The sequence below is a fragment of the Rhodoferax ferrireducens genome (genome assembly GCF_003347515.1).
GTDB lineage: Bacteria > Pseudomonadota > Gammaproteobacteria > Burkholderiales > Burkholderiaceae_C > Rhodoferax.
This window is the reverse complement of record NZ_QEII01000324.1, coordinates 486,869-502,211: the sequence shown is the minus strand read 5'-3', so window position 1 is coordinate 502,211 and position 15,343 is coordinate 486,869. Positions and strand designations below refer to the sequence as shown.

The window sequence follows — 15,343 nt, the reverse complement described above, 5'->3', positions numbered from 1 at the left end:
ATGACCACCCAGCCTCTCATTCTCCAGGTCGAAAACATCCACAAGCGCTTTGGCGCCAACGAGGTGCTCAAGGGCGTGTCGCTGACGGCGCATGCGGGTGACGTCATCAGCATCATTGGCAGCTCGGGCTCCGGCAAGAGCACTTTCTTGCGTTGCATCAACCTGCTGGAGAAGCCGCACCAGGGCCGCATTCTGGTCGCCGGTGAAGAATTGAAACTGGCGTCCGCCCCCAATGGCGAACTGGCTGCCGTGGACCCCAGGCAACTGCAGCGCATGCGCACCAAGCTGGCGATGGTGTTTCAGCACTTCAACCTGTGGGCGCACATGACGGTGTTGCAAAACATCATCGAAGCGCCGGTCCATGTGATGGGCATCCCTCGCGACGAGGCGATCCAGACTGCGCGCAAATACTTGGCGCGGGTGGACCTGGCGGGCATGGAAGACCGCTACCCGGCCCACATGAGCGGCGGCCAGCAGCAGCGCGTGGCGATTGCCCGGGCGCTGGCCATGGAGCCCGAGGTCATGCTGTTCGACGAACCCACCAGTGCGCTCGACCCGGAGCTGGTGTCGGAAGTGCTCAAGGTCATGAAAAACCTCGCCATTGAAGGCCGCACCATGGTGGTGGTCACGCACGAAATGGGCTTTGCCCGCGAGGTGTCTAACCATCTGATCTTTTTGCACAAGGGACTGATCGAAGAAGAAGGCATCCCCGCCGAGGTGCTCGCCAACCCCAAGAGCGTGCGGCTGGCGCAGTTTCTCTCGGGCAGTCTCAAATAAGCCGACGGCGGGGCCCGCGACTCGCCCGGCCTTCACCAGGCATCGCGTGTTTGGGCAAAGTGCCCGGCGAGAAATTCGACCAGGGCACGTACCTTCGGCGAGACATGCTTGCGGGTCGGATAGACGGCATAGATCCCCATCTCCAGCGAGTGAAACTCGGGCATCAGTTCGACCAGGGTGCCAACCGCGAGGTCCTCCCCTACCAGAAAGGTCGGCTGCAAAATCACGCCCTGATGCGCCAAAGCGGCGGCCCGGCAGGTGTCACCGTTGTTGGTGTGCAGGCAGGGATGGGTCTTGACGCTGACGGGACCTTGCGGTCCGTCGAAATGCCACTCGTCTTTGGTAGACCAATAGCTGTAGGAAATCACGGCGTGGGTGGCCAAGTCGGCCGGCTGGCGGGGAACGCCGTGTAATTCAAGGTACTGCGGCGAAGCACACAGCACCATGCGCGTGCTCGCCAGACGCTTGCTGATCAGCGTGGAGCTCGGCAGCGTGGCGATGCGGATGGCGACGTCGTAGCCCTCTTCAACCAGATCAACCACGCGGTCCGCCAGCGTCACATCAAGCGTGACATTCGGATAACGGCTGCGAAACACGCCCCACAGCGGCGCCAGATGCCGGATACCGAAGGTCAGCGGTGCGTTCACCCGCAGCAGACCGCTGGCGGCAGCGCTGCGCGAGCTGACTTCAATCTCGGCCTCTTCGACCCCTGCCAGCAACTCCTTGCTGCGTGCATAGAACACTTGGCCTTCCTCGGTCAGGGACAGGCGCCGCGTCGTGCGCTGCAACAACCGCACCCCCAGGCGCGCCTCCAGATCGGCGACATAACGCGATACCGCCGCCTTCGACACGTCCAATGCATCGGCCGCCTTGACAAAACTGCCGGCGTCAACGACCGCATTAAAGGTCTGCATTTCCAGGAATCGATCCATTGTGCTTATTTTTGAAACAATTAATCTAATTCTAGGATGTTTATCTCAATGAAGAATACTTTTAAAGTTCGAGCACTGCCTTATAAATCTGCCCCACAAGGACACCTCGTGAACAAAGCCCCTGTCTTCTTCATCTCCCACGGTTCGCCGACCTTTGCCCTCGAACCCGGCGTGCTCGGTCCCCATCTGCACGCCCTGGGCCAGCAACTGTCGGGGATCACAGCCGTGCTGGTGGTATCGCCACACTGGCAGACACGCGATGTTCAGGTCATGACGACACCGGCACCGGAGACGGTGCACGACTTTGGCGGCTTCGCATCAGCGCTCTACGAGCTGCACTACCCGGCCGCCGGCCATCCGGAATTGGCGACGCAAACGGCTCAGCTGCTGGCCAATGCCGGCTATGCGGTCAGTGTTGACGCGCGGCGTGGTCTGGACCACGGTGCCTGGGTGCCGCTGCGCCACCTGTTGCCCGACGCAAACCTGCCTGTGTTTCAGGTGTCAATGCCGTACGCGTTGAACACGGCCACGGCCTTCAAGCTCGGTCAGGCGCTGGCACCGTTGCGTGAGCGCGGCGTGCTGATCCTGGCCTCGGGCAGCATGACGCACAACCTGCACGAGTTTCGCCAGTCAAGCACCGTCGAGGCGCCCTATGTCCGCGAGTTCGCGCAATGGATACGTCAGGCTGTCCTGCGCCATGATGTTGAGCAACTCGTGGCCTACCGCCGACTCGCGCCACAAGCCGAGCGGGCCCATCCCACCGAGGAACACTTCCTGCCCTTGCTGGTCGCCCTGGGCGCCCGTGGCGATGCGGAAGCCGCGCAGGTCATCGAGGGCGGCATCACCAACGGCATGCTGTCGATGGAGTCCTATGGCTGGGGCATAACGAGCAAGTCCATCGACAGCATCTCCCATTGACCAGCAAATCATCATGAACAATCTGCAACCCACGATCAGCCCGCTACAACGGGACCCGGCTTTTGACCTGTTATTTCGCCTGCGCCAACCTGTACCGGCCCGGCCGAAGGCCTGCGTGCTGCTGTTGCACGGTGTCGGCGGCAGCGAGATGAATCTTGCGGAGCTGGCTGGCGCAATTGATCCCGACACGCTGGTCGTGCTGCCGCGTGGCCCGCTTGAATTTGCACCGGGCCAGTTCGGCTGGTTTCGCGTCGCCTTCACAGCCAGCGGGCCCAGCATCGTGGCCGCCGAAGCCGAACAAAGCCGCCAGGCCGTGATCCGCTTCATCGGGCAGTTGCAGGCGGCTTATGGCATTGACCCGAAAAAAACAGTCGTTGCCGGCTTCAGCCAGGGCGGCATTGTCAGCGCCAGTGTGGCCCTGAGCGCGCCCGAGCAGGTCGGCGGCTTTGCCGTGCTGTCGGGTCGTATCCTGCCCGAGCTCGAACCGCACATCGCAAGCCGGGAGCGTCTCTCGACCCTGCGCGGTTTCATTGCGCATGGCGAGTTCGACAACAAGCTGCCAATGACGTGGGCGCAGCGCGCGGACAGCTGGCTGACCGAATTGGGCATTGCCCACGAGACACGCTTGTATCCGATGGGCCATGAGATCAGCGCGGCGGTGGCATCCGACTTTCTTCACTGGCTCGGAGAACAGACCCCGATCACGCGGCTTCATATCGGCACGGATCAAACCACGGTGGCCACCGCAAACGGCACTCAAGGGGGAGCGCCGCTAACCCTGGCTCTCGGTGCGCAGAAAACGGCTGCTGATTTTTTCAAACACGCGCCGCCAACGCCGCTTGAGATGGAAGACGCCATCATGGCAGTCGAAGATGAAGTGAGCCGCGCGCGAACCTGGATCGCACAGGGGTCCGTGCTTTACACCACCGACCCGGTTGTACGCGAGATCGCGCTGATGGCCGGTGTGACTGAGCAGCCGGAGTTGACGCTTTCGGTCGAGGCCGTAGAGGAAACCTTCCAGCGGCTTGCGGCGGTCACGCTCGGACGGCCGGCGTCAAGCGAGGCCATGCCCACCGACGCCGCATTCGCCGCCACGTTGTTGATCCTGCGCGAGTTCATGCACCACCTGCAGTTTGCCTCCATCACCGTGAAAACTTGAACCGGCGTCAGTCCCACTACCGCAGGGCGAGTAGCGCCAGGCCCGGCAGCCTGAAGCGCCCGGCCACATCGCGCAAATCGCCGGCCTGATTCTGCAGGCTCTGCGCGGCGGCGGCCGACTCTTCGACCACCGCTGCGTTTTGCTGCGTCATCTGGTCCAGGCGGTTCACGGCAGCGTTGATGCTGGACATGCTGCTGCTCTGGCCGCGCGTGTGGACGGTGATTTCAGCAATGGCGTGCGCCACGCGCTCCACGGAGTCATTGATGGTGCTCATGGTGTCGCGCGCCTGGCTGACCTTGGCCATGCCCAGCTTCACCGTGTCCACGGAGGCACCAATCAGCGCCTTGATCTGCCGCGCCGCTTGCGCCGAGCGATTCGCCAGGGTGCGTACCTCTGCCGCCACCACGGCGAAACCACGACCTTGATCACCCGCGCGGGCGGCCTCGACGGCGGCGTTGAGCGCCAGGATATTGGTTTGGAAAGCGATGCTGTCGATGACCGCCGTGATGTCAACAATCTCGCGCGACGAGGCGCTAATGTCGTTCATCGTCTGCATGACGCCGGAGATAGCTGCGTTGCCACCGGCTGCCGCCGTGGCGGCCGATATGGCCAAGGCCTCCCCCCGGGTTGCAGCCTCCATCGAGTGGTGCATGGTCGTGGTGATCTCCTCAACCGCGGCGGCTGTCTGCTGCAGAAAGGAGGCAGCCAGCTCGGTCCGGCTGGAGAAGTCGAGGTTGCCCGCTGCGATCTGGGTGGCCCCTTCGGCCACGGTATGGCTGGCACCCTGCACTTCGGACACCAGGGTGTGCAGCGACACCTGCATCCGGCCCAATGCGGCCAGCAGCCGTCCGCCCTCGTCGCGGTCGTGACCCTCAATGCGCTCGCTCAGGTCCAGCGCCGCGACCCGGTTGGCCGTGTCTACCGCCTGCTGAATCGGCCGGGTTACGCCGCGCACCAGCCAGATCGACAGAAAACTCCCCAGCAGCAGCGCACACGCGCCAAACAGAATGAGGCCCCATTGCGCCGAGCGGCTCAAAACGCCGATCTCCAGCACGGACACATCAATCCGGGCGCGCTGGGCGTCCCCCAGCCGGGTCACGGCCGCCATCAAGGCCTGCGCCGCCGGGGTGAAGCGGCTGGCATACACCTGTTCGATGTTGGCCGTCAGGCCGCCGTCGCGGGCCACGGTCAGGTCCTGGCGGGCTTTCAGGAATTCGTTGTTGGCCTGCGTCATGGCACGAAAGACCGTCTGGTCTTCAGGCGTCACCAGCATCGTGCCCAGTTTTTGCAGCAGTTCCGCCACCACCGCCGAGGTCTGGTCGATCTCGGGGCTCAGCACGTCGCCGACCTGCGGCTCGGAGCTCAAGGCGAAGGCCTTGGAGCGCGCCACGTTGACCGAGAGGTTGCGGTGCAAATCCTCCGCCAGGCTTTCCGTGGCCATGGCTTCGTTGACCATGCGTCCGGTGTCCTGCGACACCCGGTACAAGGACCAGACCCCCAGCCCCGAGCCCACGAGTGCAACGGCCAGAACCAGCGCGAGGACACCCAGAATGCGCTGCGAAAAAGAACCCGCCACCTTGAACCCGCTCCATGAGCCTGTATGCGACATTGACAACTACTCCTTCCAGAAAACTGGCCCCAGCGGGCCTGATGCGATTAAAACCAAGGGAAAACCCGCCCCATCATGTGCGGGCTGTGTGACCGTGGCGTGACACGTCCGTGTCCATCGGATCGCAGCGACAATCGCTTGCATGACACACGTACCCACCCATTCCTGGCTGCACGGCGCCGTGGCGCGCATCGAGGCCGACTTCCAGCGCAGCGCGGACACGCACCTCATTCCCCTGCCCCTGCCGACTTTTGCCCGGCACGGCATTGACCTGTATCTGAAGGACGAGTCCACCCACCCCACGGGCAGCCTCAAGCACCGGCTGGCGCGCTCGCTTTTTCTGTATGCGCTGTGCAATGGCTGGCTGCACGAGGGTTCCACCGTGGTGGAGTCGTCCAGCGGCTCCACGGCGGTGAGCGAGGCCTACTTTGCACGGCTGCTGGGTTTGCCTTTTATCGCCGTGATGCCACGCAGCACCTCGGCCGAGAAGATCGCGCAGATCACGTTCTACGGCGGGCGCTGCCACCTGGTGGACAGTGCGGCGGCGGTGTACGACGAGGCCCGCTCGCTCGCCACGCAAACCGGTGGCCACTACATGGACCAGTTCACCTTTGCCGAACGCGCCACCGACTGGCGCGGCAACAACAACATCGCACAGAGCATGTTCGCCCAGATGTCCCATGAACGCCACCCCATTCCGCGCTGGATCGTGGTCGGCGCCGGCACCGGCGGCACCAGTGCCACCATCGGCCGCTATGTGCGTTACCAGCGCCACGCCAGCCAGGTGTGTGTACCGGATCCGCAAGGCTCGGTGTTTGGGGAGTACCACCGCACCGGGGACGCCACTTTGAGCGGGCCGGGTTCGCGCATCGAAGGCATTGGCCGGCCGCGGGTGGAGGCCAGCTTCATCCGCACGCTGGTGGACCGCATGCTGGAAGTCAGCGACCTGGATTCCGTGGCCGCCATGCGCGTGCTGTCCGAGCGGCTGGGCCGCAAGGTGGGGCCGTCCACCGGCACCAACTTCATTGGCATGCTGACCCTGGCCACCGAGATGCGGGCGCGGGGCGAACAAGGCTCCATCCTCTCGCTCTTGTGCGATGCGGGTGAGCGTTACCTGCCCACCTACCATGATGCCGGCTGGGTGCTGCAGCAATTGGGTGACTGCACGGCGGCTATGGCACGCATCAACACGCATCTGGCCTGAACCCTTTATGTCGCCCGGCCTGCCCCGCCTATCACGCCGCCACCTGCTGGCGGCGGGTCTGGCGGCACCGCTGTGGCCCTTGCCGGCAAAGGCCATCACGCCAGCCAAAACACAGGCTCTGCCTCGTCAGGCACTGCAGTTCCCGCGCGACCTGGGCAGCCACCCAGACTTCGCCATCGAGTGGTGGTACATCACCGGGCACTTGCGCTCGGGTTCAGGTTCAGGTTCGGCAGATTCGGGCGAGCGCGAGTTCGGCTTTCAATTGACGTTTTTTCGCTCGCGTGTGGCGGCCACGCAGGGCATGAGCTCGGCGTTTGCCGCCAAGCAGCTGATCTTTGCGCACGCCGCCGTGACCGATGTGGCGGGAAAAAAGCTGTGGCACGACCAACGTATTGCGCGGGAAGGTTTTGGCCTGGCGCAAGCCAGTGCGCGGGACAGCGCCGTCACTTTGCGCGACTGGTCGCTGGTGCATGACAACCAGCAGTACCGGGCCGTGGCGGCGGGCAGCGGATTTCAATTTGCGTTGGTCTTGACGGAAACCCAGCCGCTGCTGCTGCAAGGAGATCGGGGTCTGTCACGCAAGGGGCCTGACGTAAAACAGGCGAGTTATTACTACAGCCTGCCGCAGCTTCATGTCACTGGCACGCTGGCTTTGGAGGGGCGGCCGGTGCCGGTGCAGGGCACGGCCTGGCTCGACCACGAATGGAGTCAGGCGCTCATGCCCCCGCAGGCGGTCGGTTGGGACTGGATCGGCATGAACCTGCTGGACGGCAGCGCCCTCACCGCCTTTCGCTTGCGCGACAAGGCGGGCAACGCCCTATGGGATGGCGGCTCGTTTCGCCACCTCAGCATGGGAGCCGTGCCGCATGTATTCAGCCGCGGCGAGGTTCTGTTCAAGCCGGTCCGCAGCTGGACCAGTCCGTTGACGCGGGCCAGCTATCCGGTGGAATGGCTGGTGCGAACACCCGCCGATTTCTACACCGTCAAAGCCGTCATCGACAACCAGGAACTCGACAGCCGCACTTCAACGGGTGCCATCTACTGGGAAGGCCTGAGCGAGCTGTTTGACAGCAGCGGCAAGCTGGTCGGGCGCGGCTACCTGGAGATGACCGGCTACGCCAGCCCGCTACGGCTGTAGGTTACGCCCATCGATTAATGCGCTTCGGCCGCTGCATCGGCATTGCCGGCACCGCCTGTACTGCTGGCAAGGACTGTTGCAAAAACCAATCCGCTCCACCGCAGCAAACTGGCGCACAAGGAGAAATATCGCGATGTCAGTGGCACAGGCTGAATTTCCACCAAGATAGGGGTTGCGCTGCAGTCGGCTTTCAAAGCTATCGAATGTCATTCCCGACACCAGCAGGGCGATTTGGGCCCGCACGGCATACCGGCAGTGGCGGTATGCAAACAGCAAAGGCACCGTCATACGGCGAAAATCAAATAACGTTCATTCGATTTTGCAAGAGTTCATTTTCTTGCTTGAGTTGCTCAATAAGTTGCTGCGCCTCGTTAAGGCGCTCCCGCGCATCCTGGTTTGCCAAAGTCAATCGCTCAACTTCAAAAGCAAGGTTGTCAGCAACTGCGGTCACGCGCTCTCGAGTGCTCTCACGGCTCTGTGTCAGTCTTGAATTGAGCCCATCAAGCCAGCTCATGATTTCAACCCGGGTTGTGTCTTTGTGCACAGCGTTTTGAAGTGTCGCCTTTTTCACATCCGCTCTGCGACACAGCTCAGACTGCGTAACGCGTCCGTAGTTGAACGGATAAATACCGTTGTTTTCAACCACTTCAGCTTCGATGTCGCGCATGCCTTTGCGTAATCTTGTCTGTGCGGCCTCGGTTCGAGGGTGCATTTTTTCTGAAACAGTTGCTGGCGTCGTCAGCGTGGTCGTGTTGGTCATGATGAAAGTTTAAGCTGCGGACTAACCAGCCGATCAAAACTTCGGCTCACTTAAAACGCCCTACTTTTCAGACGATTTCATGGACGGCGGTTTGCCACCGGCCCCCGGCACCATTCGTTCCCGAAGGTCGGCATTCTGGCCCGCTGTAGCCCTCATGTCAGTATCAACCAAGCCCGCGTCGATATCGCGCTTGGCCTGTTCCATCACAGGATCGGGCGCCTCGGCAACGTTGCGGTTGGCTTCATCGCGTTCATGGGGGAGTGCCAATTCTTCGTCTTCGGATGAGGGTATTGAGCCTGGTGCGACCGGCGCTTTGCTCACTCTTGTCCCCTTGAGGGGCGGCTCAGCTATTGGCTTGCGTGATTGAGGGTTCAATGGTTTTTTTGACATTTCAAATCCTTGTGAGTTCACCTTTAGTCTGCCTTTTTTTGCAACTAAATTTTTGACAACCCAGAAATCCTTAAAAAATATGAGGGCGTGATGCCTTGGTCAAGAGATCACTTTTTCGTAGGGGTTTCAATTTGAGTTTGATGTCCTTCAGGGTCAGTCCGATGAAAGCGGGGTAGCGGCTTTTTCTCCAACTTCTCGGAGGATTACGGGGGTGGCGCCGCAAAGCCAAACCGCTGCAGGAGACCCATGGCTGCCGCGGGCGCCCGCTCTTTGGCGCCGTTGATGAAAAACAGGAAGACGTCGCGGCTCGTCGCGCTGCCTTTGCCCGGCAGCGCCACGCGTGGCAGGTCTTGTGGCTCGCTGCCTTCGGCCCAGGAGCGGGCGATCTCGGCCCAGCGGTCCAGCGCCTTCGGAGCGTAGCCGCTTGTGAGCTTGGCGTCGCTGCGCATCAGCCGCGCATACACAAAATCTGCCGTCAAATCGGCAAAGCTCGGGTAGTCAATCGAGTCGCAAAACACGGTGCCGCAACGGTACTTGCGCGCCAGCTTCAGATAGGCCTCGGACATGAAGCTGGGATGGCGCACGTCCAGAACGTGGCGCAACTTGCGCCCATCCACGTCCCTGGGTAGCAGCGCCAGGAAGGCTTCGAAGTCTTGGGCGTCAAATACCTTGGTGGGCATGAACTGCCAGACGATGGGCCCGAGTTTGTCGCCCAACTCGCTGATGCCGCTGTCCACAAAACGCGTAATCGATTCACCCGCGCCGGCGAGCTCGCGGCGGTTGGTGGCGAAGCGGTTGGCCTTGAGCGAGAACACAAAATCGTCGGGCGTCTCCATGCGCCATTTGGCGAAGGTCGGTGGCTTGAAGGTGCCGTAGTAAGTGCCGTTGACCTCGATGGCACTTAGCTGCCGGCTGGCGTAGCCGAGCTCCTTGCTGTGCGGCAGGCCCGCAGGATAAAAATTGCCGCGCCAAGGCACGTAGGTCCAGCCGCCAATGCCGACGCGGATACCTGTACGAGTTACTCCACTAGGTTTCAAGACGGAACCCCTTCGATGGTGTCGCCAGCCGTCATCGTGACAGAAAATGCTCCACCATGCCGCCTGCCTTCCCTCCCGGAGCTCTTTCATGAACGCCCCCTTGCACCGGGAAATTCCTGCCGGCGTCCCCAACGCTGACCAAGGCTTGTCACAAATGAATGCACAGTGGGACGCGGACATCGTCAAACAAATCACCGACGGCATCGCCATTCCCTGCAAAGGCGGGCGCCAACGGCTAGGAAATTCAGCCAGCTGGAAGTGCACATCAGTTTGCCCGGGGTGGCGGGGGTTGTAGAGCTTTAGTCATCCAGTATTACTATGATTTGACTGGCGCTTGCGGTGCACCATCACTCCTGAATTGATAGCCTCTTGCGCAATGTCTGCGAGGGCTGGAGGCCAATTTTGCTCGTTAATGAGCCCCGGCCGCAGCATCGGCACTGCCAGCACCGCCCATTTTGGGCCTGGAGAGCCAGACCACCGGAATGAGCAGCAAAAAAATCCCGGCTGAAGCGTAGAACACATCGTTGGCACCCAGCATATAGGCCTGCTGGTCCACCAACCGATTGACCTGCGCCAGCGCCTGCTCCGCCGTCAGACCGGCACTGCCCAAACCCGACAGCACCTGGGTCGCCGCAAAATTGCCTTGGTTCACGGACTCGACCAGCTGCGCGTGGTGCATGGCGGCGCGGTCCTGCCACACCGTGGTGGCAATCGAGGTGCCAAACGAGCCCGCCACAATGCGCACAAAACTGGACAGGCCCGAGGCCGCCGGGATCTTGTCCGGCGAGATGCCCGAGAGCACGATGACGGACAAAGGGATGAAGAAAAACGCCATCGCCACGCCCTGTACCAAGGTCGGCAGCATGATGGTGCCGAAGTCGGCCTGGGTGCTGAAATGGGAACGCATCAGCAGCACCAGGGCAAACACCACAAAAGCAAAGCTGGCCAATAAACGCGGGTCCACCTTGCTGACGTTTTTGCCCACCAGCGGCGACAGGATGATGGCGAACAAGCCGACCGGCGCCAGCAACATGCCGGCGTCAATCGAGGGGTAACCCATGTACTGTTGCAGCCACAGCGGGAGCAAAACCACGTTGCCGAAAAACAGGCCGTAACCCACCGAGATGGCCACGGTACCGGCCCAGAAGTTGCGCCGCTTGAACAGGCGCAGATCCACCACCGGATGTTCTTCGGTCAGCTCCCACGCGAGAAAGAAGGCAAAGCCGACCAGCGCCACCACGCCCAGGCCCACCACCTCGGGCGAGTGAAACCAGTCCAGCTCCTTGCCCTTGTCCAGCATGATTTGCAGCGCCCCCACCCACAGCACCAGCAGGCCCAAACCGACACCATCGATCGGCAATTTGTGGATCACGCTTTCGCGCTTGTGGTAAATGGTCCAGACCATGAAGGCAGACAGCAGGCCAATCGGAATGTTGATGTAGAAGATCCAGGACCAGTAGATGTTGTCGGTGATCCAGCCGCCCAGGAGCGGCCCCAGCACCGGCGCCACCAGCGTGGTCATGGCCCACAAGGCCATGGCCAGACCGGCCAGGGCTGGCGGGTAACTCGACAGCAGCAAGCCCTGCGACAGCGGAATCATGGGTCCGGCGACAAAGCCCTGCAGGGCGCGAAACGCAATCAGCGAGGTCATGTTGGGCGCCAGACCGCACAGCCAGGAGGCCAGCACAAACAGCAGGACGCTGGTGACGAACAGGCGCACCTGCCCGAAACGCTGCGACAGCCAGCCCGTGAGCGGCAAGGCGATGGCGTTGGCGACGCCAAAGCTGGTGATCACCCAGGTGCCCTGGTTGGCGCTGACGCCCAGGTCACCGGCAATCGCCGGCAGCGACACGTTGGCGATCGAGGAATCGAGCACATTCATGAAGGTGGCCAGGGACAGGGCAATCGTGCCCCACAGCCGGGCCGAACCTTGCAACGGCGGCAACTGCCCCGCTGGCACAGGGGCTGGAGCGGGCGTCGCGGACGTCAGTGAAGGCGCTTGCGCGCTGGCAGTGGACATGGCAGTCGCCTCAGTGCGCGGCGATGGCGGCAAGGGCCGGGGTCGCGACCGGCGCCGTGACCACGGCCTTGGCCAGCGCCTTGTGCCCGAGGTTGGCCGCAATCACCCGGCGCACTTCTGCATCGGCGCCGCCCTCCAGCGCGCCATACACCCCGGTCTGCGTGATGGAGGCGGCACGCGGCGCATTGGCCAGCGTGCTGCCATTTTTGTTGCTGACATCGACCGTGACCTCCATGGACAAGCCCACGCGCAAGGGATTTTGCGCAATCTGGCCGGCGTCCAGCGCCACCCGCACCGGCACGCGCTGCACCACCTTGATCCAGTTGCCGGTGGCGTTTTGCGCCGGCAACAAGGCAAAAGCAGCCCCCGTGCCCATGCCCAGACCGGTGACCGTGCCTTTGTATTCGACCTTTTTGCCGTACAGATCCGCGGTCAAGGTGGCGGGTTGGCCGAGGCGGATATTGCGCAATTGCACTTCCTTGAAATTCGCATCCACCCACACCTGGTTGAGCGGAATGATGGACATCAGGGGCGTGCCGGCTGCCACGCGCTGGCCGAGCTGCACGCTACGCCTGGCGACAAAACCGTCCACCGGCGCGGGCAAGGCGGCGCGCTGGGTGGCCAGCCAGGCCTCGCGCACCTTGGCCGCCGCCACCAGCACGCTGGGGTGCTGCTCGACACTGGTGCCGTCGGTCATGGCCTGGTTGCTGAGCAGCTGTTCTTTGGCCGCGAGCACGCCCGCCTGGGCCGACGCCAGCGCGCTCTTGCCGTTGGCCAATTGGGTTTGCGCGTGGTTGAGTTCTTCCCTGGAGACGGCACCATTGCCGACCAGGGACTGACGGCGATTCAAGTCGTCGGTGGCGCGGGCAATGTCGGTTTGGGCTTTGGCCACGTCCGACTCGCGCAAGGTGATTTGCGCCCCCAGGCTGCCGTTGTTGGCATACAGCGTGCGCACCTGCCGCACGGCTTGGGCCAGATTGGCTTCGGCCTGGTCCAGCGCCACGCGGGCGTCGGCCGGGTCGAGCTTGACCAGGGGCTGGCCGGCTTTGACGAAATCGGTGTCGTCGGCCAGGATGGCCATCACGGTGCCACCAATCTGCGGCGTGATCTGGATCACATTGCCCTGCACATAGGCGTTGTCGGTGGACTCGTAGTGGCTGGCCACCAGCCACTCATAGGCGGTCCAGCCGAGGCCGGCGACGACGACGATGCTGGCCAAGGTGATCAGGGCTTTCTTGCGGGTCGGGTTGCTGGCAGCGGGCGACGCTGAAGCGGGTGTTTGAGGTGCGGTCATGGTCTGGGGACTCAAAAAATGGGAGGTTATTTATTTTTGGGCGGTGTTTGAAGGCAGGTCGGCGCGGTAACCACCCCCCAGGGCGCGCATCAGCGCCACCTGGGTATCGAGGGCGCGGGCGGCCAGGTCCACGCCCTGGCGGCGCTGGTTGAGCACCGTGGTTTCAGCCGTGAGGACCTGGAGGTAGTTGCCCAGTCCGGCCTCATAACGCTGCACGGCAATCTCATAGGCGTTTTCGGCAAAGGACTGCGCGGCCTGCTGCTCGACTTGCTGGCGGTTGATGGCCTGCCTTGAGGCGAGCTGGTCGGCCACCTCGCGCACGGCGTCGATCACGGCCGCGTTGTAGCTCTCGATGGCGATGTCCATATCCACCGTCTTGCCACGTAAATTGGCGCGCAGCCGACCCCCGTCGAAAAGCGGCAGGCGCAGCGCCGGGCCCACGCCCCACTGCTCACTGCCGGCGCCCAGCAGGCGGTCCAGGCCGATGCTGGAGAAGCCGGCAAACGCAACCAGATTGACGTTGGGGTAAAACTGGCTGCGCGCGCTGCTGACGTCCTGGGTGGCCGCCTCCACGCGCCAGCGTGCGGCCGCGATATCGGCCCGGCGCCCCAGCAGGTCGGACGGCAGTGTCGTCGCATTAGCTATATTTTTAATAGCCGACAGCGCAGGTAAATCGAGGGCTAGAGGTCTATTTGGCTGTCCAAGCAAGGCATTGAGGGCATTGCGGGCCAGGGTCAGCTGTTCTTGCAGGGTTTCGATCTGCAGCCGGGCATCGGGCAAGGTGCCTTCGCTTTGGCGCAGTTCCAGACGCGTGTCCAGCCCGGCATTCACCCGGTCCTGCACCAGACGCAAGGCCTGCGTGCGCTGCGCCAGAAGACGGTGCGCCACGCCCAGTTGCTCGTTCAGGCGCAGCAGCTGGAAGTAGCTGCGTGCCACGTTGCTGGCCAGCAGCATGCGGGCGGCCTCGGCATCGGCCTGCGCGGCGCGGGCGCTGCCCAGAGCGGCCTCCAGTGCCGCGCGGTTTTTGCCAAAAAAATCCAGCTCCCAGTTGCCGCTGAGCTGGGCCGTGCCGCTTTCGCGCACCGTGCCGGCCAGGGGCGGTGGAACGGCGCCGTTGGCCGTGTATTGTTGGCGCGTGGCGTCGAGTGTGGCGTTCAGTTGCGGGCCGGTGGCGGCCTGCGTCAGCTCCGCACCGGCCTGGGCGCGCGCCAATCTGGCCTGCACTATTTTGAGCGAGGGGTTGCTGACCAGCGCCTCATCCACCAGGCGGTTGAGTTGCAGGTCACCAAACTCACGCCACCATTGGGCGTCCACCGTCAAGGGGGGACTGGCTTCAGCGGGCAGTCCTAGCGAGGCGGCGTCACGCAAGGCCGCGTGCGGCTGGATGCCGGACATGTCGGCACAGGCCGACAGGCCGAGGACCGCCAGGAGTAGCAGTGCGGAGGGAATCAAGCGGGGGCGCGCAGCCCGGCTCGGGGAATCAAGCCTCATGGGGGCCTCCTGGAATCGCTTGTGATGGCGTTGGGGATTGAGCCTGGACCTGGGCGTTGTCCAGAATGCGATGCAGGAAGCCCTTCAACGTCTCAAATTCCGCCACCGAAAAACCGGTGAGGTGCGCGTTTTGTACGCGGCTGAGGATGGCCGGAATGCCCGCAGCCGCTTCGCGCCCAGCATCGCTTAACTCGATGTTGACGACCCGCCGGTCCGCCACGGAACGTACCCGGCGACACAAGCCCTTGGCTTCCAGCCGGTCCAGCATTCGGGTCATGGCGCCGGCATCCAGATGGCATTCACGGGCCAGTTCGGCCACCGTGGAGGCCTTGCCCAAAAACAGCTTGAACAGCGGCACCCATTGGGCATTGGTCAGGTCACAAGGCCCGAGCTGGCGCTCGACTTCCTGCGCCACAGCCAACATCACGCGCCGCATCAGGTAGCCGACGCTGGCCTCTGGAAGGTAGCCCTCGGCACAGTAAAACTCGTGCGCCACACACGTTGTAGCCAGGCACGGCGGACTCGAATTGGCGGATTTGGTCGAAGAGGTCATATGGACAAGAATATTATTTGCTTAGGCAATTAATGTCAAGGCTTTGTTTGGCTCGGCAATT

14 protein-coding genes are annotated in these 15,343 nt (G+C 62.8%); 5 read left to right on the top strand and 9 right to left on the bottom strand.

The features are described 5' to 3' along the window. Entirely contained in the window at window positions 1-777 is a 777-nt protein-coding gene (locus C5P05_RS32930; protein ID WP_114974065.1) for an ABC transporter ATP-binding protein, read from the top strand. Window positions 778-809: 32 nt separating this feature from the next. Here C5P05_RS32930 and C5P05_RS32925 read toward each other — a convergent pair whose 3' ends face one another. After that, window positions 810-1,709: a LysR family transcriptional regulator gene (locus C5P05_RS32925; protein ID WP_114974064.1), complete on the bottom strand. Its 900-nt coding sequence runs from the start codon at window positions 1,707-1,709 to the stop codon at window positions 810-812. A 108-nt stretch (window positions 1,710-1,817) separates the two neighbouring features. Here C5P05_RS32925 and C5P05_RS32920 point away from each other — a divergent pair, with 108 nt between their 5' ends. Both C5P05_RS32920 and C5P05_RS35160 read left to right on the top strand, forming a co-directional pair. After that, window positions 1,818-2,627, top strand: coding sequence for a dioxygenase (locus C5P05_RS32920; protein ID WP_232834754.1), 810 nt, complete (start codon window positions 1,818-1,820; stop codon window positions 2,625-2,627). Window positions 2,628-2,640: 13 nt separating this feature from the next. Next, window positions 2,641-3,786, top strand: a complete 1,146-nt coding sequence (locus tag C5P05_RS35160; RefSeq protein WP_114974062.1) for an alpha/beta hydrolase-fold protein — start codon at window positions 2,641-2,643, stop codon at window positions 3,784-3,786. A 16-nt stretch (window positions 3,787-3,802) separates the two neighbouring features. On the opposite strand, the gene C5P05_RS32910 is transcribed toward C5P05_RS35160, so the two are convergent. After that, window positions 3,803-5,395 carry a methyl-accepting chemotaxis protein gene (locus C5P05_RS32910; RefSeq protein WP_114974061.1) on the bottom strand — a complete coding sequence of 531 codons (1,593 nt, stop codon included), beginning with the start codon at window positions 5,393-5,395 and terminating at the stop codon, window positions 3,803-3,805. Window positions 5,396-5,537: 142 nt separating this feature from the next. Here C5P05_RS32910 and C5P05_RS32905 point away from each other — a divergent pair, with 142 nt between their 5' ends. Further along, the gene (locus tag C5P05_RS32905; protein ID WP_114974060.1) at window positions 5,538-6,599 is read left to right on the top strand and encodes a PLP-dependent cysteine synthase family protein; all 1,062 of its coding nucleotides are present in this window, start codon (window positions 5,538-5,540) and stop codon (window positions 6,597-6,599) included. 7 nt (window positions 6,600-6,606) lie between these two features. Beyond that, complete coding sequence (locus C5P05_RS32900; RefSeq protein WP_114974059.1) at window positions 6,607-7,737, top strand: lipocalin-like domain-containing protein; 1,131 nt, start codon at window positions 6,607-6,609, stop codon at window positions 7,735-7,737. A 298-nt stretch (window positions 7,738-8,035) separates the two neighbouring features. On the opposite strand, the gene C5P05_RS32890 is transcribed toward C5P05_RS32900, so the two are convergent. The 7 genes from C5P05_RS32890 to C5P05_RS32855 all read right to left on the bottom strand — a co-directional run bounded on the left by C5P05_RS32890 (window position 8,036) and on the right by C5P05_RS32855 (window position 15,282). Beyond that, window positions 8,036-8,497 carry a hypothetical protein gene (locus tag C5P05_RS32890; RefSeq protein WP_157979504.1) on the bottom strand — a complete coding sequence of 154 codons (462 nt, stop codon included), beginning with the start codon at window positions 8,495-8,497 and terminating at the stop codon, window positions 8,036-8,038. Between the two features lie 60 nt (window positions 8,498-8,557). Further along, a complete protein-coding gene (locus C5P05_RS32885) occupies window positions 8,558-8,764 on the bottom strand; it encodes a hypothetical protein (RefSeq protein WP_114974057.1) in 207 nt (68 codons plus the stop codon). A gap of 326 nt (window positions 8,765-9,090) precedes the next feature. Continuing rightward, complete coding sequence (locus C5P05_RS32880; protein WP_232834753.1) at window positions 9,091-9,924, bottom strand: DUF72 domain-containing protein; 834 nt, start codon at window positions 9,922-9,924, stop codon at window positions 9,091-9,093. A 409-nt stretch (window positions 9,925-10,333) separates the two neighbouring features. Continuing rightward, window positions 10,334-11,944, bottom strand: a complete 1,611-nt coding sequence (locus C5P05_RS32870; RefSeq protein WP_114974054.1) for a DHA2 family efflux MFS transporter permease subunit — start codon at window positions 11,942-11,944, stop codon at window positions 10,334-10,336. 10 nt (window positions 11,945-11,954) lie between these two features. Then, window positions 11,955-13,238, bottom strand: a complete 1,284-nt coding sequence (locus tag C5P05_RS32865; RefSeq protein WP_114974053.1) for an HlyD family efflux transporter periplasmic adaptor subunit — start codon at window positions 13,236-13,238, stop codon at window positions 11,955-11,957. A gap of 30 nt (window positions 13,239-13,268) precedes the next feature. After that, window positions 13,269-14,729, bottom strand: coding sequence for an efflux transporter outer membrane subunit (locus C5P05_RS32860; RefSeq protein ID WP_114974052.1), 1,461 nt, complete (start codon window positions 14,727-14,729; stop codon window positions 13,269-13,271). Continuing rightward, entirely contained in the window at window positions 14,719-15,282 is a 564-nt protein-coding gene (locus C5P05_RS32855) for a MarR family winged helix-turn-helix transcriptional regulator (protein WP_114974051.1), read from the bottom strand. Before C5P05_RS32855 ends, C5P05_RS32860 begins: the two co-directional genes overlap by 11 nt. Window positions 15,283-15,343 lie beyond the last annotated feature (61 nt).

Coding starts and splice junctions, on each gene's coding strand:
- C5P05_RS32930 (WP_114974065.1), top strand. CDS start 1: ATGACCACCCAGCCTCTCATTCTCCAGGTCGAAAACATCCACAAGCGC.
- C5P05_RS32925 (WP_114974064.1), bottom strand. CDS start 1,709: ATGGATCGATTCCTGGAAATGCAGACCTTTAATGCGGTCGTTGACGCC.
- C5P05_RS35160 (WP_114974062.1), top strand. CDS start 2,641: ATGAACAATCTGCAACCCACGATCAGCCCGCTACAACGGGACCCGGCT.
- C5P05_RS32910 (WP_114974061.1), bottom strand. CDS start 5,395: ATGTCGCATACAGGCTCATGGAGCGGGTTCAAGGTGGCGGGTTCTTTT.
- C5P05_RS32905 (WP_114974060.1), top strand. CDS start 5,538: ATGACACACGTACCCACCCATTCCTGGCTGCACGGCGCCGTGGCGCGC.
- C5P05_RS32900 (WP_114974059.1), top strand. CDS start 6,607: ATGTCGCCCGGCCTGCCCCGCCTATCACGCCGCCACCTGCTGGCGGCG.
- C5P05_RS32890 (WP_157979504.1), bottom strand. CDS start 8,497: ATGACCAACACGACCACGCTGACGACGCCAGCAACTGTTTCAGAAAAA.
- C5P05_RS32870 (WP_114974054.1), bottom strand. CDS start 11,944: ATGTCCACTGCCAGCGCGCAAGCGCCTTCACTGACGTCCGCGACGCCC.
- C5P05_RS32865 (WP_114974053.1), bottom strand. CDS start 13,238: ATGACCGCACCTCAAACACCCGCTTCAGCGTCGCCCGCTGCCAGCAAC.
- C5P05_RS32860 (WP_114974052.1), bottom strand. CDS start 14,729: ATGAGGCTTGATTCCCCGAGCCGGGCTGCGCGCCCCCGCTTGATTCCC.
- C5P05_RS32855 (WP_114974051.1), bottom strand. CDS start 15,282: ATGACCTCTTCGACCAAATCCGCCAATTCGAGTCCGCCGTGCCTGGCT.